This window comes from Pseudomonas antarctica (assembly GCF_001647715.1).
Lineage (GTDB): Bacteria > Pseudomonadota > Gammaproteobacteria > Pseudomonadales > Pseudomonadaceae > Aquipseudomonas > Aquipseudomonas antarctica_A.
In genome coordinates, this window is record NZ_CP015600.1 from 6,336,277 (window position 1) to 6,352,549 (window position 16,273).

Consider the following 16,273-nt stretch of genomic DNA (forward strand, 5'->3'; position numbering starts at 1 on the left):
TTCATCCTATAAAAACTTCGGCACGCAAAACGCCTGACTGATGGCATTTTGCCAAAACTCGCTGGTCGCAGAAGGACTATATTGCTCCTGCTGCGCAAAATATTCAGATACCTCAAACGAAAACGCCCGACCAAAGGCCGGGCGTTAATTTCTCGGGCAACCTTACTTATCGTCAGATTCGCCCGGAACATTAGGGATTTGATCAGCGGTGCCTTCAACTTCGGCCTTCATACGCTTGAGCCCCATGTGCCGTACGTCGGTACCGCGCACCAGGTAAATCACCAGTTCCGAGATATTGCGCGCGTGGTCGCCGATACGCTCCAGGGAGCGCAGCACCCAAATAATGTTCAAGACCCGCGAGATAGAGCGCGGGTCTTCCATCATGTAGGTGGCCAGCTCACGCAGTGCGGTCTTGTATTCGCGGTCGATGGTCTTGTCGTACTGCGCCACCGACAACGCCAACTCGGCGTCGAAACGGGCAAACGCGTCGAGGGCGTCGCGCACCATGTTGCGTACCTGGTCACCGATATGGCGCACTTCCACATAACCGCGCGGTGCTTCGCCTTCTTCGCACAGCTGAATGGCACGGCGGGCGATTTTGGTCGCTTCGTCGCCAATGCGCTCCAGGTCGATTACCGACTTGGAGATGCTGATGATCAAACGCAGGTCAGACGCCGCCGGTTGGCGACGCGCCAGAATGCGCAGGCATTCTTCGTCGATATTGCGTTCCATCTGATTGATCTGGTCATCGATCTCGCGCACTTGCTGGGCCAGACCAGAGTCGGCCTCGATCAGCGCAGTGACGGCATCGTTGACTTGCTTCTCCACCAGCCCGCCCATCGCCAGGAGGTGGCTGCGCACTTCCTCAAGTTCGGCGTTGAACTGCGCGGAGATGTGATGGGTTAAGCCTTCCTTCGAAATCATGGTTTTGCTCCACAAAAGCTGTATGCCGCAAGCTACAAGCTGCAAGTTGATATGTGTCGTTGCATTGAACTGCTTTTACTTGCCGCTTGAAGCTTGCGGCTCGCAGCTGCTCCAACTAGCCATAACGACCGGTGATGTAGTCTTCGGTCTGCTTCTTCGCCGGATTGGTGAACAGGGTATCGGTGTCGCCGAATTCCACCAGCTTGCCCATGTACATGAACGCGGTGTAGTCGGAAACCCGCGCCGCCTGTTGCATGTTGTGGGTCACGATGACGATGGTGAACTTGGACTTGAGCTCGTAGATCAGTTCTTCGACTTTCAGCGTCGAGATCGGGTCAAGTGCCGAGCACGGTTCGTCGAGCAGCAAGACTTCCGGTTCCACGGCGATGGTACGGGCGATCACCAGACGCTGCTGCTGGCCGCCGGACAGGCCGAGTGCCGAATCGTGCAGGCGGTCTTTGACCTCTTCCCACAGTGCCGCGCCTTTCAGGGCCCACTCCACCGCTTCGTCGAGGATGCGTTTTTTGTTGATGCCCTGGATGCGCAGGCCGTAGACCACGTTTTCGTAGATGGTCTTGGGGAACGGGTTGGGCTTCTGGAACACCATGCCCACGCGACGACGCAGCTCGGCCACGTCTTCGCCTTTACGATAGATGTTGGTGCCGTAGAGGTTGATCGCGCCTTCTACGCGGCAACCGTCGACCAGGTCGTTCATGCGGTTGAAGGTACGCAGCAGCGTCGACTTACCGCAGCCGGACGGACCAATGAAGGCGGTCACGCGCTGTTTCGGGATGTTCATGCTGACGTCGAACAGCGCCTGCTTTTCACCGTAGTACAGGCTCAGGCCTGGCACTTCGATGGCCACGGTTTCCTGGGCCAGGCTCAGGCTCTGCTTGTCGCGACCCAGGGCCGACATGTTGATGCCGTGGGTGTGGGTTTCATGTTGCATGGTCTCACTCCGTTCGTAGCTGCCAGCTTCTAGCTGCAAGCTGCAAGATTTGAGCAAAAGCGGCTTGTAGCTTGCCGCTTGTGGCTAATAGCTTTAGCTGTCCAGCGCTTTGTATTTTTCGCGCAGGTGGTTACGAATCCACACCGCCGACAGGTTGAGCGTGGCGATCACCAGCACCAGCAGCAAGGCGGTGGCGTATACCAGCGGTCGTGCGGCTTCGACGTTGGGGCTCTGGAAGCCGACGTCATAAATATGGAAGCCCAGGTGCATGATTTTCTGGTCCAGGTGCAGGTACGGGTAGTTGCCATCCAGCGGCAGCGATGGCGCCAGTTTCACCACACCTACCAGCATCAGCGGTGCCACTTCACCGGCGGCACGGGCCACGGCGAGGATCATGCCGGTCATCATCGCCGGGCTGGCCATTGGCAGCACGATCTTCCACAGCGTTTCCGCCTTGGTCGCGCCAAGCGCCAACGAACCTTCACGCACCGTGCGAGGAATCCGCGCCAGGCCTTCTTCGGTCGCGACGATCACCACTGGCACCGCGAGCAACGCCAGGGTCAGCGAGGCCCACAACAGGCCAGGCGTGCCGAAGGTCGGTGCCGGCAGGGCTTCGGCGAAGAACAAACGGTCGACCGAGCCGCCGAGCACATACACGAAGAAGCCCAGGCCGAACACGCCGTAGACGATGGCCGGTACGCCGGCCAAGTTGTTCACGGCGATACGGATAATCCGGGTCAGGGTGTTCTGCTTGGCGTATTCACGCAGGTACACCGCTGCCAGCACGCCGAACGGGGTCACGATCATCGCCATGATCAGGGTCATCATCACGGTGCCGAAAATCGCCGGGAAGATCCCGCCTTCGGTGTTGGCTTCCCGTGGGTCATCGCTGAGGAATTCCCAGACCTTGCTGAAGTAGAAGCCGACCTTGGTCAGCGTGCCCATGGCGTTCGGCTGGTAGGCATGCACCACTTTGCCGATGCCGATTTCCACTTCTTTGCCGTTGGCGTCGCGAGCGGTCAGGCTGTCGCGGTTGAACTGGGCGTGCAAGTCGGCCAGGCGCGCTTCGACGTCCTTGTAGCGGTTGTTCAGTTCGGCACGGCCTGAATCCATGTCCGCTTGGGCGGTAGCATCGAGCTTACCTTCCAGCTCAAGCTTGCGACCGTGCAGGCGGATGCGCTCCAACCCGGCGTTGATCGCGCCGATATCGGTTTTTTCCAGGCTCTTGAGCTGCGCAGCCAACTTGTTCACGCGGTCGACGCGGGCTTGGAGCTCCGGCCAAGCGGCTTCGCCTTCGGCGATGACCTTGCCATCCTGCTTGACGTTGACCAGCGTGCCGTAGAAGTTGCCCCACTCACGCCGCTCGATGGTCATCAGGTTGGCAGGCTTGGTCTGGTCCTTGAGCCACTCGCCGACGATCCAGGTGAAATCGTTGCCGTTCAAGTCACGGTTGCCGACCTTGATCAGCTCGCGGGTCATGAATTCCGGGCCTTGGTCCGGTACCGGCAAGCCAGCGCTTTTCAGGCGCTCGCGCGGTACTTCTTCCTTCTGTACCACTTCGCCGATGACGATATGGTTTTCCTGGCCCGGCACGTTGTAGTTGGCCTGGATCAGGTCAGCCGGCCAGAAGTGGCCCAAACCGCGCACCGCAATCACAGCCAGCAAACCAATGGTCATGATGACCGCGATGGACACCGCGCCACCGCTGATCCAGACGCCGGGGGCGCCGCTCTTGAACCATCCATTCAGGGAGTTCTGTTTCACAGACTTCTACCTTTCTTAAAGCGACGAGTATTTCTTGCGCAGACGCTGACGAATCAGCTCGGCGAGGGTGTTCATGATGAAAGTGAACAGCAGCAGCACCAGCGCCGAGAGGAACAGCACGCGGTAGTGACTACCACCGACTTCCGACTCAGGCATTTCCACCGCGACGTTGGCCGCCAGGGTGCGCAGGCCTTCGAACAGGTTCATCTCCATCACCGGAGTGTTACCGGTGGCCATCAGCACGATCATGGTCTCGCCGACGGCGCGGCCCATGCCGATCATCAGCGCCGAGAAAATCCCCGGGCTGGCGGTCAGGATGACGACGCGCGTCATGGTCTGCCATGGCGTGGCGCCCAGGGCCAGGGAACCCAGGGTCAGGCCGCGCGGCACGCTGAACACGGCGTCTTCGGCGATGGAGTAGATGTTCGGGATCACCGCAAAGCCCATGGCCAAACCGACTACCAGGGCGTTGCGCTGGTCGTAGGTGATACCCAGGTCATGGGAAATCCACATGCGCATGTCGCCGCCGAAGAACCAGGTTTCCAGGTACGGGCTCATGTACAGCGAGAGCCAGCCCACAAACAGGATCACCGGAATCAGGATGGCGCTTTCCCAGCCATCGGGAACGCGCAGGCGGATCGATTCAGGCAGGCGGCTGAACACAAACCCAGCGACCAGGATGCCAATCGGCAGCAGCATCAGCAGGCTGAAAATCCCCGGCAAATGCCCTTCCACATATGGCGCAAGGAACAGGCCGGCGAAGAAGCCGAGGATCACCGTCGGCATCGCTTCCATCAATTCGATCACCGGCTTGACCTTGCGGCGCAGGCTCGGGGCCATGAAGTAAGCGGTGTAGATCGCAGCGGCGACGGCCAGTGGCGCGGCCAGCAGCATGGCGTAGAACGCGGCTTTCAGCGTACCGAAGGTCAGCGGCGCCAGGCTCATCTTGGGTTCGAAGTCGGTGTTGGCGGCGGTCGATTGCCAGACGTATTTAGGCTCGTCGTAGTTCTCGTACCAGACCTTGCTCCACAACGCGCTCCAGGACACTTCCGGGTGTGGGTTGTCCAGTAGCAGCGGTTGCAGCTTGCCACCGGCTTCGACGATCACACGGTTGGCGCGTGGCGACATGCCGAACACACCCTGGCCATCGACCACCGGGTCCACCAGCAAGGTGCGATGCGCCGTGCTGTGGAACACGCCGAACTTGCCGGACGCATCGAGCGCCGTGAAGCCTTTGCGACGTTCTTCAGCGGTGATTTCCACAATCGGCGCGGTGCCCATCTGGAAGGTACGGATCTGCTTCAGGCGCTGTTCGCCATCCGGGTCGCGCGCCATGAACCACTGGGCCAGGCCACCCTTTGAGTTGCCGACGATCAGCGAGATACCGCCCACCAGCTGGGTGCTGGCGGTGATTTCGGCGTTGCCGTCCTCGAGCAGTTTGTAGCGACCGTTGAGGCTCTTGTCGCGCAGGCTGAACACATCGGCCAGGGCGCGACCGTTGATCACATACAGCCACTGCTGGCGTGGGTCGATGAAGATCGCCTTCACCGGCTCGGTCATTTGCGGCAGCTCGATGCGCTTCTGCTCGCTGGTGACTTCACCCGTCATCATGTTTTCTTCGCGGCTCAGGGCCAACACGTTCAAGTGCGAACCGGCCGAACCGGCGACCACCAGCGACGAGTCGGTGGCATTGAGGGCGACGTGTTCCAACGGACGACCGGCTTCATCCAGCACGATCGGCGTTTCGCCGTAAGGGTATTCAACCGCAGGCGTAATGGTTTTCTTGCCGTCCGGGTAGGACACCTTATAGGTGTGGCGGAACACCAGGGACTGGCCATTCGACAAACCGAGGATCACCAGCGGGCTGCCCGGCTGGTCTTCACCAATGGAGGCAACACGGGTGCCTGCCGGAAGCGGCAAGTCGACACGCTTGAGCTCGGCACCCGTGTCCACATTAAAGAACAGCGCCTGGCCCTTGTCGGAAACCCGCATGGCGACCTGGTTCTGTTCTTCGAGAGAGATCATCAACGGCTTGCCGGCGTCCTGGATCCAGGCTGGCGTCAGCGCGTCTTCCTTGGTCAGCGAGGCACCTTGGAACAACGGCGCAACGACATAAGCGAGGAAGAAGAAAATCAGGGTAATGGCGCCGAGGACGGCGAGGCCGCCGATTAACACGTACCAACGGGTCAGGCGATCTTTCAGCGCGCGAATACGGCGCTTGCGTTGCAGCTCAGGCGTATTGAAATCAATGCGCTTGGGGGGAGAAGTCGTCGTCATGGTGGAATTGGCCAGATCATTCATGCGCACACCCTAGCGATCCTGTATGACAGAAAGATGACAATGCAGTGACGCAAGAAATCCGCCGCGGAGCAGAGCTGGCAGCGGACTAAAAAATTAGGGGTGTAGACGGTGAGTGGGGGAGCGGTTTTGCCCGCGATGGCGTCATACGGTTTCAACTCTAAACCGCGTCGCCAGCATCGCGGGCAAGCCCGCTCCCACAGAAAAACATGCGTCTACACCAGGTCTTGCAGGCTTAGTTGCCTTCTTTCAAACCCAGGTCAGCCAGGGCCTTGGCGGCAACTTTGGCTGGCAGTGGGATGTAGCCGTCTTTGACGACCACTTCCTGGCCCTGTTTGGACAGAACCAGTTTCACGAACTCAGCTTCCAGCGGGGCCAGAGGCTTGTTCGGGGCTTTGTTGACGTACACGTAGAGGAAACGCGACAGCGGGTATTTGCCGTTCAGGGCGTTTTCTTCGCTGTCTTCGATGAAGTCAGTGCTGCCTTTCTTGGCCAGGGCCACGGTCTTCACGCTTGCAGTCTTGTAGCCGATGCCCGAGTAACCGATGCCGTTCAGCGAGGAACTGATCGACTGCACGACCGACGCCGAGCCTGGCTGTTCGTTCACGTTAGGCTTGTAGTCGCCTTTGCACAGGGCTTCTTCTTTGAAGTAGCCGTAGGTGCCGGATACCGAGTTACGACCGAACAATTGCACCGGCTTGTTGGCCAGGTCGCCGGTCACACCCAGGTCGCCCCAGGTTTTCACGTCGGCTTTAGCGCCGCACAGACGAGTAGACGAGAAGATCGCGTCAACTTGTTCCATGGTCAGGTGCTGGATCGGGTTGTCCTTGTGCACGAATACAGCCAGGGCATCCACAGCCACCGGAATAGCGGTTGGCTTGTAGCCGTACTTCTGCTCGAAGGCCGCCAGTTCGGTGTCCTTCATTTTGCGGCTCATCGGGCCCAGGTTGGAGGTGCCTTCAGTCAGCGCAGGAGGTGCAGTCGCGGAGCCGGCAGCCTGAATCTGGATGTTGACGTTCGGGTATTCCTTTTTGTAGGACTCAGCCCACAGGGTCATCAGGTTAGCCAGAGTGTCGGAACCAACGCTGGACAAGTTGCCCGAGACGCCGGTGGTCTTGGCGTAAGCCGGAATTGCCGGGTCAACACCAGCGGCCACCGCGTGGGCGGTCGCAACGCCAGCAGCGACAAAAGTCATTGCCGCCATCAAACGCTTCAGTTTCATGCCTTGCTCCTAGCAGATAGGGATAGTTGGATCGGGGCCAAGTATCGGTAGGCCGTGTGAACACTCTATGTCCGCAATGTGACAATTAGATGAAAGGCCAGCATTTATGAAAAACCTGACAGGAAGGGGAAAGATCAATAAATACGGGGCTTGCGAGGAGGTTGACGCGCTTGAAGCGGTGTTTCAGAAATACTCTGTAATCTATGACCGTTCCTACACAGCTGCGTAGGAACGATCTTCAAATATCGGCTTACCGCCCGCGCTTCCACAGGTACCCACCGACCAACGTCCCCATCACGCACAACACGGCGACATAGTAAGCAGGGCCCATGGGGCTTTCCTTCATCAGCAGCGACACCGCCAGCGGCGTCAACCCCCCAAACACGGCGTAGGCGACGTTGTAGGAAAACGACAACCCGCTGAAACGCACTACCGGTGGGAAGGCTTTCACCATCACGTAAGGCACCACGCCGATCACACCGACAAACAGACCCGTCAGGGTGTACAGCGGGAAGAGCCAGTTCGGGTGATCGATCAGGCTGTGGTAAAGCGTCCACGACGTCGCCAACAGCAACAGGCAACCGATGACCAGTACGCGGCCGGCGCCAAAGCGGTCGGCCAGGGCGCCGGAGGCGACGCAGCCGAGGCTGAGGGTGACGATGGCCAGGCTATTGGCTTGCAGCGCGATGGTCGGGCTGAAGTGATAGACGGTTTGCAGCACGGTCGGGGTCATCAGGATGACCACGACAACACCGGCCGACAGCAACCAAGTCAGCAACATCGACAGCACGATGGCGCCACGGTGGTCGCGCAACACGGCGCGCAAGGGCAGTTCGGCAGCCAGGGTTTTGCGTTGCTGCATTTCGGCAAAGATCGGCGTTTCATGCAGCCAGCGGCGCAGGTAAACCGAAAGCAGGCCGAACACGCCACCCAGCAGGAACGGGATTCGCCAGGCGTAATCCGACACTTGCTCCGGGCTATAAAGGGTGTTGATGGCGGTGGCCACCAGCGAGCCGAGCAGGATGCCGGCAGTGAGGCCGCTGGTCAGGGTGCCGCAGGCGTAGCCGATATGGCGCGGCGGTACGTGTTCGGAGACGAACACCCAGGCGCCCGGTACTTCGCCGCCAATCGCCGCGCCCTGGATAACGCGCATCAACAGAAGCAGGAGCGGCGCCCACAGGCCGATCTGCGCATAGGTCGGCAGCAGGCCCATGATCAGGGTCGGCACGGCCATCATGAAGATGCTCAAGGTGAACATTTTCTTGCGACCCAGCAAGTCGCCGAAGTGCGCCATGATGATGCCGCCCAACGGCCGCGCCAGGTAGCCGGCGGCGAAGATGCCGAAGGTCTGCATCATGCGCAGCCATTCCGGCATGTCGACGGGGAAAAACAGTTTTCCGACCACGGTGGCGAAAAACACAAAGATGATGAAGTCGTAAAATTCCAGCGCCCCGCCCAAGGCAGACAGTGACAGGGTTTTGTAGTCGTTGCGGGTGAGCGGGCGCGACGGTTGCGCACTGCTTGCGGGCACGGAGGACATGGCAAGGCTTCTCTTATAGTAGTGACGGCAAGCCCGGGACTTGCGGCGGGTCTGGCAAGATAGCAAATCGCTTGAAAAAGCACAGCGCCCTCCGAATAACAGTTTAAAGGCGCGCGTTATTCCCCGTTCCTGCGCTTTATTAGCCATCAGAAGCACAGTTGCGGGAAAAAGCCGCATTACAGCCGCGATTTGCCGACCAAATGAGTGCCGGGAGGTCGTCGCGGCGCCAGGGTCTCGATATACTCGGCCCGTGCAAGCGCCAAACCCGCTGTCTTGACGGGCTGCTGTGCCAAAACGTCGTTGGGTGCCATCCAGCCGATTTGGCAGAGTTTCCCTTTAGTACGCCTTATGAGAAACGTATCGAGCGGTGTATGTTGGTGCTGAAACGTTTTTCCGGAAGACGGCTATCCACTTGAAATACCCATGAAGCGTCACGGGTCAGAGGCACCCTCGGCATGATCGAACTCGAACAAGAAGATCCTATCCCGCAAGGCGACCTCGCCCTGCAAATCACCGCCCTCCCGCGTGAAACCAACGGTTTTGGCGATATTTTCGGCGGCTGGCTGGTCGCGCAGATGGACCTGGCCGGTACGGCCATGGCCAGCAAGGTAGCGGGCGGACGTGTGGCCACCGTGGCCATCGATCGCATGGCGTTCCTGGTACCGGTGGCGGTGGGCGCGCAATTGTCCTTCTATACCCAGGCTCTGGAAATCGGCCGCAGTTCGATCCAGATGATGGTCGAAGTCTGGAGCGACGACCCGCTGTCCAGCGAATGGCGCAAAGTCACCGAGGCGGTGTTTGTGTTCGTCGCGATTGATGGCAGCGGCCGCACGCGTTCAGTGCCGTCACGCGCACGTTAAACCTCGCCGGGTTTTGACGGTCAATTGCCCCATTGCCTGCCATAAAGAGTGCTCTGTATGCCTACGCCCCACGTTGAAACCGTGAAAATCGACGAGCTGGACTGCTGGCGCATCCGTCACAACGGCGCCGAACTGCTGGTGGCCCAACAGGGCGCACATATCTTCAGTTACCAGCGTCAGGGCGAGCAGCCGTTGATCTGGCCGAACCCCGAGGCGGTGTTCAAGCAGGGCAAAGGCATTCGTACCGGCGTGCCGGTGTGCTGGCCGTGGTTCGGCGTGTTCGACCGCAACCCGCAAAGCGTACAAACGATGCGCCAGAGCGATCAACCTGCCGGCGCCCACGGTTTTGTACGGACTGCACGCTGGGAATTGGCCGGGACCACGATTGAAGGCGATGCAGTGCGCGTCGACCTGGTATTGCCAGTGCCTGCAGGCGGTTTCCCCGGCTGGCCCCATCAGGTCGACCTGAAGCTGAGCCTGTTGCTGGACGATCAACTGCATATCCAGCTGACCAGCCACAACCGTGGCACCGATACGGTAACCCTCAGCCAGGCGCTGCACACCTATTTCGCCGTGAGCGACGTGCGCAACGTACAGGTCGAAGGCCTGGACGGGCTGGCGTATATCGACACCGCCGACGGCTGGAGCAACAAACAGCAATCCGGGTTGCTGCACTTCACGGCCGAGACCGACCGTATCTACCTCAATACCCCGGCGCAGTTGAACATTGTCGATAAAGACTGGCAGCGCCGCATCCAGCTCACCAGCCAGGGCTCGAACTCGACGGTGATCTGGAACCCCTGGACCGAACGCGCCAAGGCGTTCGACGACATGGCCGATGATGGCTGGCAGGGCATGCTGTGCATCGAGACGGCGAATGTGCTGGATGATGTGGTGAGCTTGGCGCCGGGTGAAAGCCATACGCTTGGCGTAAGCATCACCGGTATCGCCCTGTAAACGCCGATCAAAATGTGGGAGCTGGCTTGCCTGCGATAGCATCGCCGCAGTGAACCAGTGAAACCGAGGTGCCTGTATCGCAGGCAAGCCAGCTCCCACATTGATGGGTGTTGTGGATTACAGATCCGATTCCTTCACCACCCGCACTTTCCCCGCATCCAGCGCATACGCCGCATCCGCCAAATCGTTATTCACCTTCTCCACCTTCAACGCGCCCGTGACCCACAGCGGTGTGTAGATATCATCCAGCTTCAACCCCTTGGGATAACGCACCAGCACCAACTGGTTAGGCGGCGGTGGCGGCACATGGATGCAGGCGCCCGGGTAAGGCACCAGGAAGAACAGCGTGCTGCGGCCTTTGGCATCGGTTTCCAACGGCACCGGGTAACCGCCGATACGGATGTTCTTGCCGTTCATGGCGGCCACGGTCTTGGTCGAATACATCACCGCCGGCAAGCCTTTGCTTTGCTTCAAGCCACCTTTGTCGGTGAACGTGCCTTGGGCTTCGGGGGAGTTGTGGTCGATCTCGGGCATGGCTTCGAGGGCTTTCTGATCCGACAGCGGCATCAGGTCGAGCCAATCGGTTTCTGGCAGTTCGCCAGCGTGGGCCAGGCCGGAGCCCAACAAAAGGAGAGTCAAAAGAAGGCGGCGCATGGAGAGGCTCGGCAATTACAAGTGACGAGCATTCTAGCCCTCTGCGCCTGCGCAGCGCAGAGGGCTTTGTCGCTTAATTATTTTTTACGCAGCAGACCGTAAATCACCAGCAACACGATGGCGCCGATCAGCGCACCGATAAAGCCTGCGCCTTGACCCGCCTGGTAGATGCCCAGGGCCTGACCGCCATAAGTGGCGACCAGGGAACCTGCGATACCCAACAGGATAGTCATGATCCAACCCATGCTGTCGTCGCCAGGCTTGAGGAAACGCGCGAGCAGACCGACGATCAGGCCGATAAAAATGGTTCCGATGATACCCATGGCATTTCCCTCTGAATTGAATGTGAGTCATGCCAAAGCCTAGTCAGGCTTTGCCATCCTGCAATCAGAGAGACGGCGGCAACCAATGGTTCCCGCCGCCCCCCGGGTTATTGCTCGGCGATCAGCGCTTCGACCTTGAGGATCTGCCCTTGCAGGGTCGCGCGGTCCTTGCAGCGCAGGTTGGCGTGGCCGACCTTACGCCCGGCCTTGAAGGCCTTGCCGTAGTGATGCAGGTGGCAGTCGTCGATGGCGATAACTTTTTCCACTGGCGGTACAACACCAATGAAGTTGAGCATGGCGCTCTCACCGACCTTGGCCGTGGAGCCCAACGGCAAGCCCGCCACCGCCCGCAGGTGGTTTTCGAACTGGCTGCACTCGGCGCCTTCGGTGGTCCAGTGCCCGGAGTTGTGCACGCGCGGGGCGATTTCGTTGGCCTTGAGGCCACCGTCGACTTCAAAGAACTCGAACGCCATCACGCCGACGTAATCCAGCTGCTTGAGCACACGGCTGGAATAGTCTTCAGCCAGGGCCTGCAACGGATGGTCAGTGCTGGCCACGGACAGCTTGAGGATGCCGCTGTCGTGGGTGTTGTGCACCAACGGGTAGAAGCGGGTTTCGCCATCACGGGCACGCACGGCGATCAGGGAGACTTCACCGGTGAACGGCACGAAGCCTTCCAGCAGGCAGGCAACGCTGCCCAGCTCGGCGAAGGTGCCGACCACATCGGCAGCCGTGCGCAGGACTTTCTGGCCCTTGCCGTCGTAACCCAGGGTGCGGGTTTTCAGCACGGCCGGCAGGCCGATGGAGGCAACGGCGGCGTCCAGGTCGGCTTGGGACTGGATGTCGGCGAACGCCGGCGTCGGGATGCCCAAATCCTTGAACATGCTCTTCTCGAACCAGCGGTCACGCGCGATGCGCAAGGCTTCGGCGCTCGGGTACACCGGTACGAACTGCGAGAGGAAGGCCACGGTTTCGGCCGGGACGCTTTCGAACTCGAAGGTCACCAGGTCGACTTCGTCGGCCAGTTGGCGCAGGTGATCCGGGTCGCTGTAGTCAGCCCGCAGGTGCTCGCCGAGTGCCGCCGCGCAAGCGTCGGGCGCCGGGTCCAGGAAAGCAAAGTTCATCCCCAGCGGGGTTCCCGCCAAGGCCAGCATGCGGCCCAACTGGCCGCCACCGATTACACCGATCTTCATCGTCAACAACCTCAGGCGATGCGTGGGTCTGGATTGTCCAGCACGCTGTCTGTCTGCTCAGCACGGAATTTTTTCAGCACCGCATGGAACTGCGGGTGCTTGGCGCCCAGGATGCTGGCGGACAACAACGCGGCGTTGATCGCGCCGGCCTTGCCGATCGCCAGGGTCGCCACCGGGATACCGGCCGGCATCTGCACGATGGACAACAGCGAATCCACACCCGAGAGCATCGACGACTGCACCGGCACGCCGAGCACCGGCAGGTGGGTCTTGGCCGCACACATGCCTGGCAGGTGCGCCGCACCGCCGGCACCGGCGATGATCACCTCGATGCCACGGGATTCTGCTTCATCGGCATACTGGAACAGCAAATCCGGGGTGCGGTGGGCAGAGACCACTTTCACTTCATACGGAATGCCGAGTTTTTCCAGCATATCGGCGGTGTGGCTAAGGGTGGACCAATCGGACTTGGAGCCCATGATCACGCCAACCAATGCACTCATCGTCGTGCCTCTTCTCTCTGGGCGCCCGCAGGCGCGTCAAAAAACAACAAGCCACGCGGGAAATCCGGCGTGGCTTGTTGTACGAAATTTGGCCGGTTGGACCGGCCGAAGGCCGCGCAGTATACCGTAATAATCCAGATAAACAGCCCCTGGAATGACCATCTGTCCAGCGGCGCAAACCGGCGGTTTTATTGACTTTCAGGTCAGCGAAAACACCGCCGATCAACCATGGGACTTGGAACAATGTGGGAGCTGGCTTGCCTGCGATAGCATCACCTCAATATGCCTGATGTATCGAGGTGCCCGCATCGCAGGCAAGCCAGCTCCCACATTTGATCTTCATCCCTTTCAGGTGCCTTGTGCAGCACCACCTTCTAACTTACGCCACAACAACCGCACGTTCGCCTTGCGCACCAACGCGCAGCGATACAGGCGAATTTCCAGCGGTACATGCCATTGCGGCCCGCCGCAGACCACCAGTTCGCCGCGCGCCAGTTCGGCCCGCACGCTCAGTTGGGGCACCCAGGCAATGCCGAGGCCTTCCAGCGCCATGCTCTTGAGGCTGTCGGCCATAGCGGTTTCGTACACCGTGGTAAAACGCAGTGCGCGTTGGCGCAGCAACAGGTTCACCGAGCGACCGAGAAATGCCCCGGCGCTGTAGGCCAGCAGCGGCACACTGCCCTCGCCTTCCAGGTCGAACAACGGCTTGCCGTCGGCATCGGCAGCGCACACCGGGAGCATTTCGGTATTGCCCAGGTGCAGCGACGGGAAGATCTCCGGATCCATCTGCATCGCCGCATCCGGGTCGTAGAACGCCAGCATCAAATCGCAGCCGCCTTCACGCAGGGCGTGCACCGCGTCACCGACGTTGGTGGCGACCAGCCGTGTAGCAATATTCAGCCCTTCGTTACGCAGTTGCGCGATCCAGCGCGGGAAGAAGCCTAAAGCCAGGGAGTGAGCGGCCGCCACTTGCATGACTTCGCCCTGCCCGCCTTCCAAGTGATGCAAATGGCGCAGCACTTCACCGAGTTGCTCGACCACCGTGCGCGCAGTCACCAGGAACAACTGCCCCGCCGCCGTCAATTCGACTGGCGTGCGCGAGCGGTTGACCAGGGTCAAGCCGAGCGCAGCTTCCAGGCTGCGAATACGACGGCTGAACGCTGGCTGGGTAACAAAGCGCCGCTCCGCCGCTTGGGAAAAGCTGCGAGTCGCCGCCAAGGCGCTGAAGTCTTCCAGCCATTTGCTCTCAAGGTTCATCACTTCCTCCCACGGGTACGCACCATTTTGGCACACACGCCCGCCATGATAGCTGGGTCACACCTGCATTATGCCGTTTGTGCATAGGCCAGTGTTTAACAGCATTGGCTCAAAAACTCCCACAAGCCTAGCATTCGCAGCGTTCCGGCCAGTTCCGGGTCCATATCGAGATGATTTCCGTCATGTCCTCCGCTGCATCATTCCGCACAGAAAAAGACCTGCTTGGCGTACTCGAAGTACCTGCTCAAGCGTATTACGGCATCCAGACCCTGCGAGCGGTGAATAACTTCCGCCTCTCGGGCGTTCCGATTTCGCATTACCCGAAATTGGTGGTCGGCCTGGCAATGGTCAAGCAAGCAGCCGCTGACGCCAACCGCGAGTTGGGCCAGCTCAGCGAAGCCAAGCACGCTGCCATCAGCGAAGCCTGTGCCCGCCTGATCCGTGGCGATTTCCACGAAGAATTCGTGGTGGACATGATTCAAGGCGGCGCTGGCACTTCAACCAACATGAATGCCAACGAAGTCATCGCCAACATCGCGTTGGAGGCCATGGGCCACAACAAGGGCGAATATCAGTACCTGCACCCCAACAACGACGTGAACATGGCGCAGTCGACCAACGACGCCTACCCGACCGCGATCCGCTTGGGTCTGCTGCTGGGCCATGACGCGCTGCTGGCCAGCCTCGACAGCCTTATCCAGGCGTTCGCCGCCAAGGGCGTCGAGTTCAGCCACGTGCTGAAAATGGGCCGCACCCAATTGCAAGACGCCGTGCCGATGACCCTCGGCCAGGAATTCCGCGCCTTCGCCACCACCCTCGGTGAAGACCTGGCCCGCCTGAAAACCCTGGCGCCTGAGCTGTTGACCGAAGTGAACCTGGGCGGCACCGCCATCGGCACCGGCATCAACGCCGATCCGCGCTACCAGGCCCTGGCCGTACAGCGCTTGGCACTGATCAGCGGCCAGCCGCTGGTACCGGCTGCCGACTTGATCGAAGCCACCTCCGACATGGGCGCCTTCGTGCTGTTCTCCGGCATGCTCAAGCGTACCGCGGTGAAACTGTCGAAGATCTGCAACGACCTGCGCCTGCTGTCCAGCGGCCCACGCACCGGCATCAACGAGATCAACCTGCCGGCACGCCAGCCAGGCAGCTCGATCATGCCCGGCAAGGTCAACCCGGTGATCCCGGAAGCTGTTAACCAGGTGGCGTTCCAAGTCATCGGTAACGACTTGGCCCTGACCATGGCAGCCGAAGGCGGCCAACTGCAGCTGAACGTGATGGAGCCGTTGATCGCGTTCAAGATTTTCGACTCGATCCGCCTGCTGCAACGCGCCATGGACATGCTGCGCGAGCACTGCATCGTCGGTATCACCGCCAACGAAGCACGCTGCCGCGAACTGGTGGAGCACTCCATCGGCCTGGTGACCGCGCTGAACCCGTACATCGGTTATGAAAACGCCACCCGCATTGCGCGCATCGCCCTTGAAAGCGGTCGTGGTGTGCTGGAGTTGGTGCGCGAAGAAGGCTTGCTCGACGACGCCATGCTCGACGACATCCTGCGCCCCGAAAACATGATTGCCCCACGTTTGGTCCCGCTGAAGGCCTAAGCGTTTGTTGCACCGCTCACCAGGTTGAGGGACTAGACACCTCTCACCTTTTGAGGGCTTGGAGAACCATTCTCCAGGCCCTTTTTTTTGCCTGTCGTAAAGCCTCGACAGATACAAAAGCAAGCGCCCTCTTTTTCGTGTGTGAAGTCCTGCGCGGACGTTGCAGACACAGATGCTTTCTCCTTGCCAGGGCTGGAAACCTGATAGCAGGAGCACTCAGTA

The 16,273-nt window shown here is 60.1% G+C and carries 14 protein-coding genes; 3 read left to right on the forward strand and 11 right to left on the reverse strand.

Annotated elements, in window-relative coordinates; all coding sequences use genetic code 11:
• Positions 1-162: 162 nt before the first annotated feature.
• From phoU to A7J50_RS28915, 6 genes are all read right to left on the reverse strand, one after another.
• Positions 163-924, reverse strand: a complete 762-nt coding sequence (phoU, locus tag A7J50_RS28890; RefSeq protein ID WP_053258703.1) for a phosphate signaling complex protein PhoU — start codon at positions 922-924, stop codon at positions 163-165.
• A 115-nt stretch (positions 925-1,039) separates the two neighbouring features.
• Entirely contained in the window at positions 1,040-1,873 is an 834-nt protein-coding gene (gene pstB, locus A7J50_RS28895; RefSeq protein WP_064454763.1) for a phosphate ABC transporter ATP-binding protein PstB, read from the reverse strand.
• 93 nt (positions 1,874-1,966) lie between these two features.
• Positions 1,967-3,637 (reverse strand): phosphate ABC transporter permease PstA, encoded by a 1,671-nt coding sequence (pstA, locus tag A7J50_RS28900; RefSeq protein ID WP_064454764.1) that lies wholly within the window; start codon positions 3,635-3,637, stop codon positions 1,967-1,969.
• Positions 3,638-3,652: 15 nt separating this feature from the next.
• Complete coding sequence (locus A7J50_RS28905) at positions 3,653-5,686, reverse strand: ABC transporter permease subunit (RefSeq protein WP_208604481.1); 2,034 nt, start codon at positions 5,684-5,686, stop codon at positions 3,653-3,655.
• A 484-nt stretch (positions 5,687-6,170) separates the two neighbouring features.
• Positions 6,171-7,157, reverse strand: coding sequence for a phosphate ABC transporter substrate-binding protein PstS (locus tag A7J50_RS28910; RefSeq protein ID WP_053258707.1), 987 nt, complete (start codon positions 7,155-7,157; stop codon positions 6,171-6,173).
• A gap of 250 nt (positions 7,158-7,407) precedes the next feature.
• The gene (locus A7J50_RS28915; protein ID WP_064454766.1) at positions 7,408-8,697 is read right to left on the reverse strand and encodes an MFS transporter; all 1,290 of its coding nucleotides are present in this window, start codon (positions 8,695-8,697) and stop codon (positions 7,408-7,410) included.
• 455 nt (positions 8,698-9,152) lie between these two features.
• On the opposite strand from A7J50_RS28915, the gene A7J50_RS28920 reads away from it, so the two are divergent.
• Positions 9,153-9,557: an acyl-CoA thioesterase gene (locus A7J50_RS28920; RefSeq protein WP_003176975.1), complete on the forward strand. Its 405-nt coding sequence runs from the start codon at positions 9,153-9,155 to the stop codon at positions 9,555-9,557.
• A 57-nt stretch (positions 9,558-9,614) separates the two neighbouring features.
• Positions 9,615-10,514 carry a D-hexose-6-phosphate mutarotase gene (locus A7J50_RS28925; protein WP_064454767.1) on the forward strand — a complete coding sequence of 300 codons (900 nt, stop codon included), beginning with the start codon at positions 9,615-9,617 and terminating at the stop codon, positions 10,512-10,514.
• Positions 10,515-10,631: 117 nt separating this feature from the next.
• On the opposite strand, the gene A7J50_RS28930 is transcribed toward A7J50_RS28925, so the two are convergent.
• The 5 genes from A7J50_RS28930 to A7J50_RS28950 all read right to left on the reverse strand — a co-directional run bounded on the left by A7J50_RS28930 (position 10,632) and on the right by A7J50_RS28950 (position 14,444).
• On the reverse strand, positions 10,632-11,168 hold the full coding sequence (locus tag A7J50_RS28930; RefSeq protein WP_064454768.1) for a DUF3299 domain-containing protein: 537 nt from the start codon (positions 11,166-11,168) through the stop codon (positions 10,632-10,634).
• A 77-nt stretch (positions 11,169-11,245) separates the two neighbouring features.
• Positions 11,246-11,491: a GlsB/YeaQ/YmgE family stress response membrane protein gene (locus A7J50_RS28935; protein ID WP_010168336.1), complete on the reverse strand. Its 246-nt coding sequence runs from the start codon at positions 11,489-11,491 to the stop codon at positions 11,246-11,248.
• 107 nt (positions 11,492-11,598) lie between these two features.
• A complete protein-coding gene (locus A7J50_RS28940; RefSeq protein ID WP_053258711.1) occupies positions 11,599-12,684 on the reverse strand; it encodes a 5-(carboxyamino)imidazole ribonucleotide synthase in 1,086 nt (361 codons plus the stop codon).
• Between the two features lie 11 nt (positions 12,685-12,695).
• Complete coding sequence (purE, locus tag A7J50_RS28945; RefSeq protein WP_003195648.1) at positions 12,696-13,187, reverse strand: 5-(carboxyamino)imidazole ribonucleotide mutase; 492 nt, start codon at positions 13,185-13,187, stop codon at positions 12,696-12,698.
• 348 nt (positions 13,188-13,535) lie between these two features.
• On the reverse strand, positions 13,536-14,444 hold the full coding sequence (locus A7J50_RS28950; protein WP_064454769.1) for a LysR substrate-binding domain-containing protein: 909 nt from the start codon (positions 14,442-14,444) through the stop codon (positions 13,536-13,538).
• A 182-nt stretch (positions 14,445-14,626) separates the two neighbouring features.
• Here A7J50_RS28950 and aspA point away from each other — a divergent pair, with 182 nt between their 5' ends.
• The gene (gene aspA, locus A7J50_RS28955; RefSeq protein WP_053258714.1) at positions 14,627-16,051 is read left to right on the forward strand and encodes an aspartate ammonia-lyase; all 1,425 of its coding nucleotides are present in this window, start codon (positions 14,627-14,629) and stop codon (positions 16,049-16,051) included.
• Positions 16,052-16,273 lie beyond the last annotated feature (222 nt).

Excerpts from the sequence above, each read along its gene's own strand:
- A7J50_RS28940 (WP_053258711.1), bottom strand. The coding sequence starts at position 12,684 with ATGAAGATCGGTGTAATCGGTGGCGGCCAGTTGGGCCGCATGCTGGCC.
- A7J50_RS28920 (WP_003176975.1), top strand. The coding sequence starts at position 9,153 with ATGATCGAACTCGAACAAGAAGATCCTATCCCGCAAGGCGACCTCGCC.
- A7J50_RS28930 (WP_064454768.1), bottom strand. The coding sequence starts at position 11,168 with ATGCGCCGCCTTCTTTTGACTCTCCTTTTGTTGGGCTCCGGCCTGGCC.
- A7J50_RS28915 (WP_064454766.1), bottom strand. The coding sequence starts at position 8,697 with ATGTCCTCCGTGCCCGCAAGCAGTGCGCAACCGTCGCGCCCGCTCACC.
- pstB (WP_064454763.1), bottom strand. The coding sequence starts at position 1,873 with ATGCAACATGAAACCCACACCCACGGCATCAACATGTCGGCCCTGGGT.
- purE (WP_003195648.1), bottom strand. The coding sequence starts at position 13,187 with ATGAGTGCATTGGTTGGCGTGATCATGGGCTCCAAGTCCGATTGGTCC.
- A7J50_RS28950 (WP_064454769.1), bottom strand. The coding sequence starts at position 14,444 with ATGAACCTTGAGAGCAAATGGCTGGAAGACTTCAGCGCCTTGGCGGCG.
- phoU (WP_053258703.1), bottom strand. The coding sequence starts at position 924 with ATGATTTCGAAGGAAGGCTTAACCCATCACATCTCCGCGCAGTTCAAC.
- A7J50_RS28935 (WP_010168336.1), bottom strand. The coding sequence starts at position 11,491 with ATGGGTATCATCGGAACCATTTTTATCGGCCTGATCGTCGGTCTGCTC.
- A7J50_RS28910 (WP_053258707.1), bottom strand. The coding sequence starts at position 7,157 with ATGAAACTGAAGCGTTTGATGGCGGCAATGACTTTTGTCGCTGCTGGC.
- aspA (WP_053258714.1), top strand. The coding sequence starts at position 14,627 with ATGTCCTCCGCTGCATCATTCCGCACAGAAAAAGACCTGCTTGGCGTA.
- A7J50_RS28925 (WP_064454767.1), top strand. The coding sequence starts at position 9,615 with ATGCCTACGCCCCACGTTGAAACCGTGAAAATCGACGAGCTGGACTGC.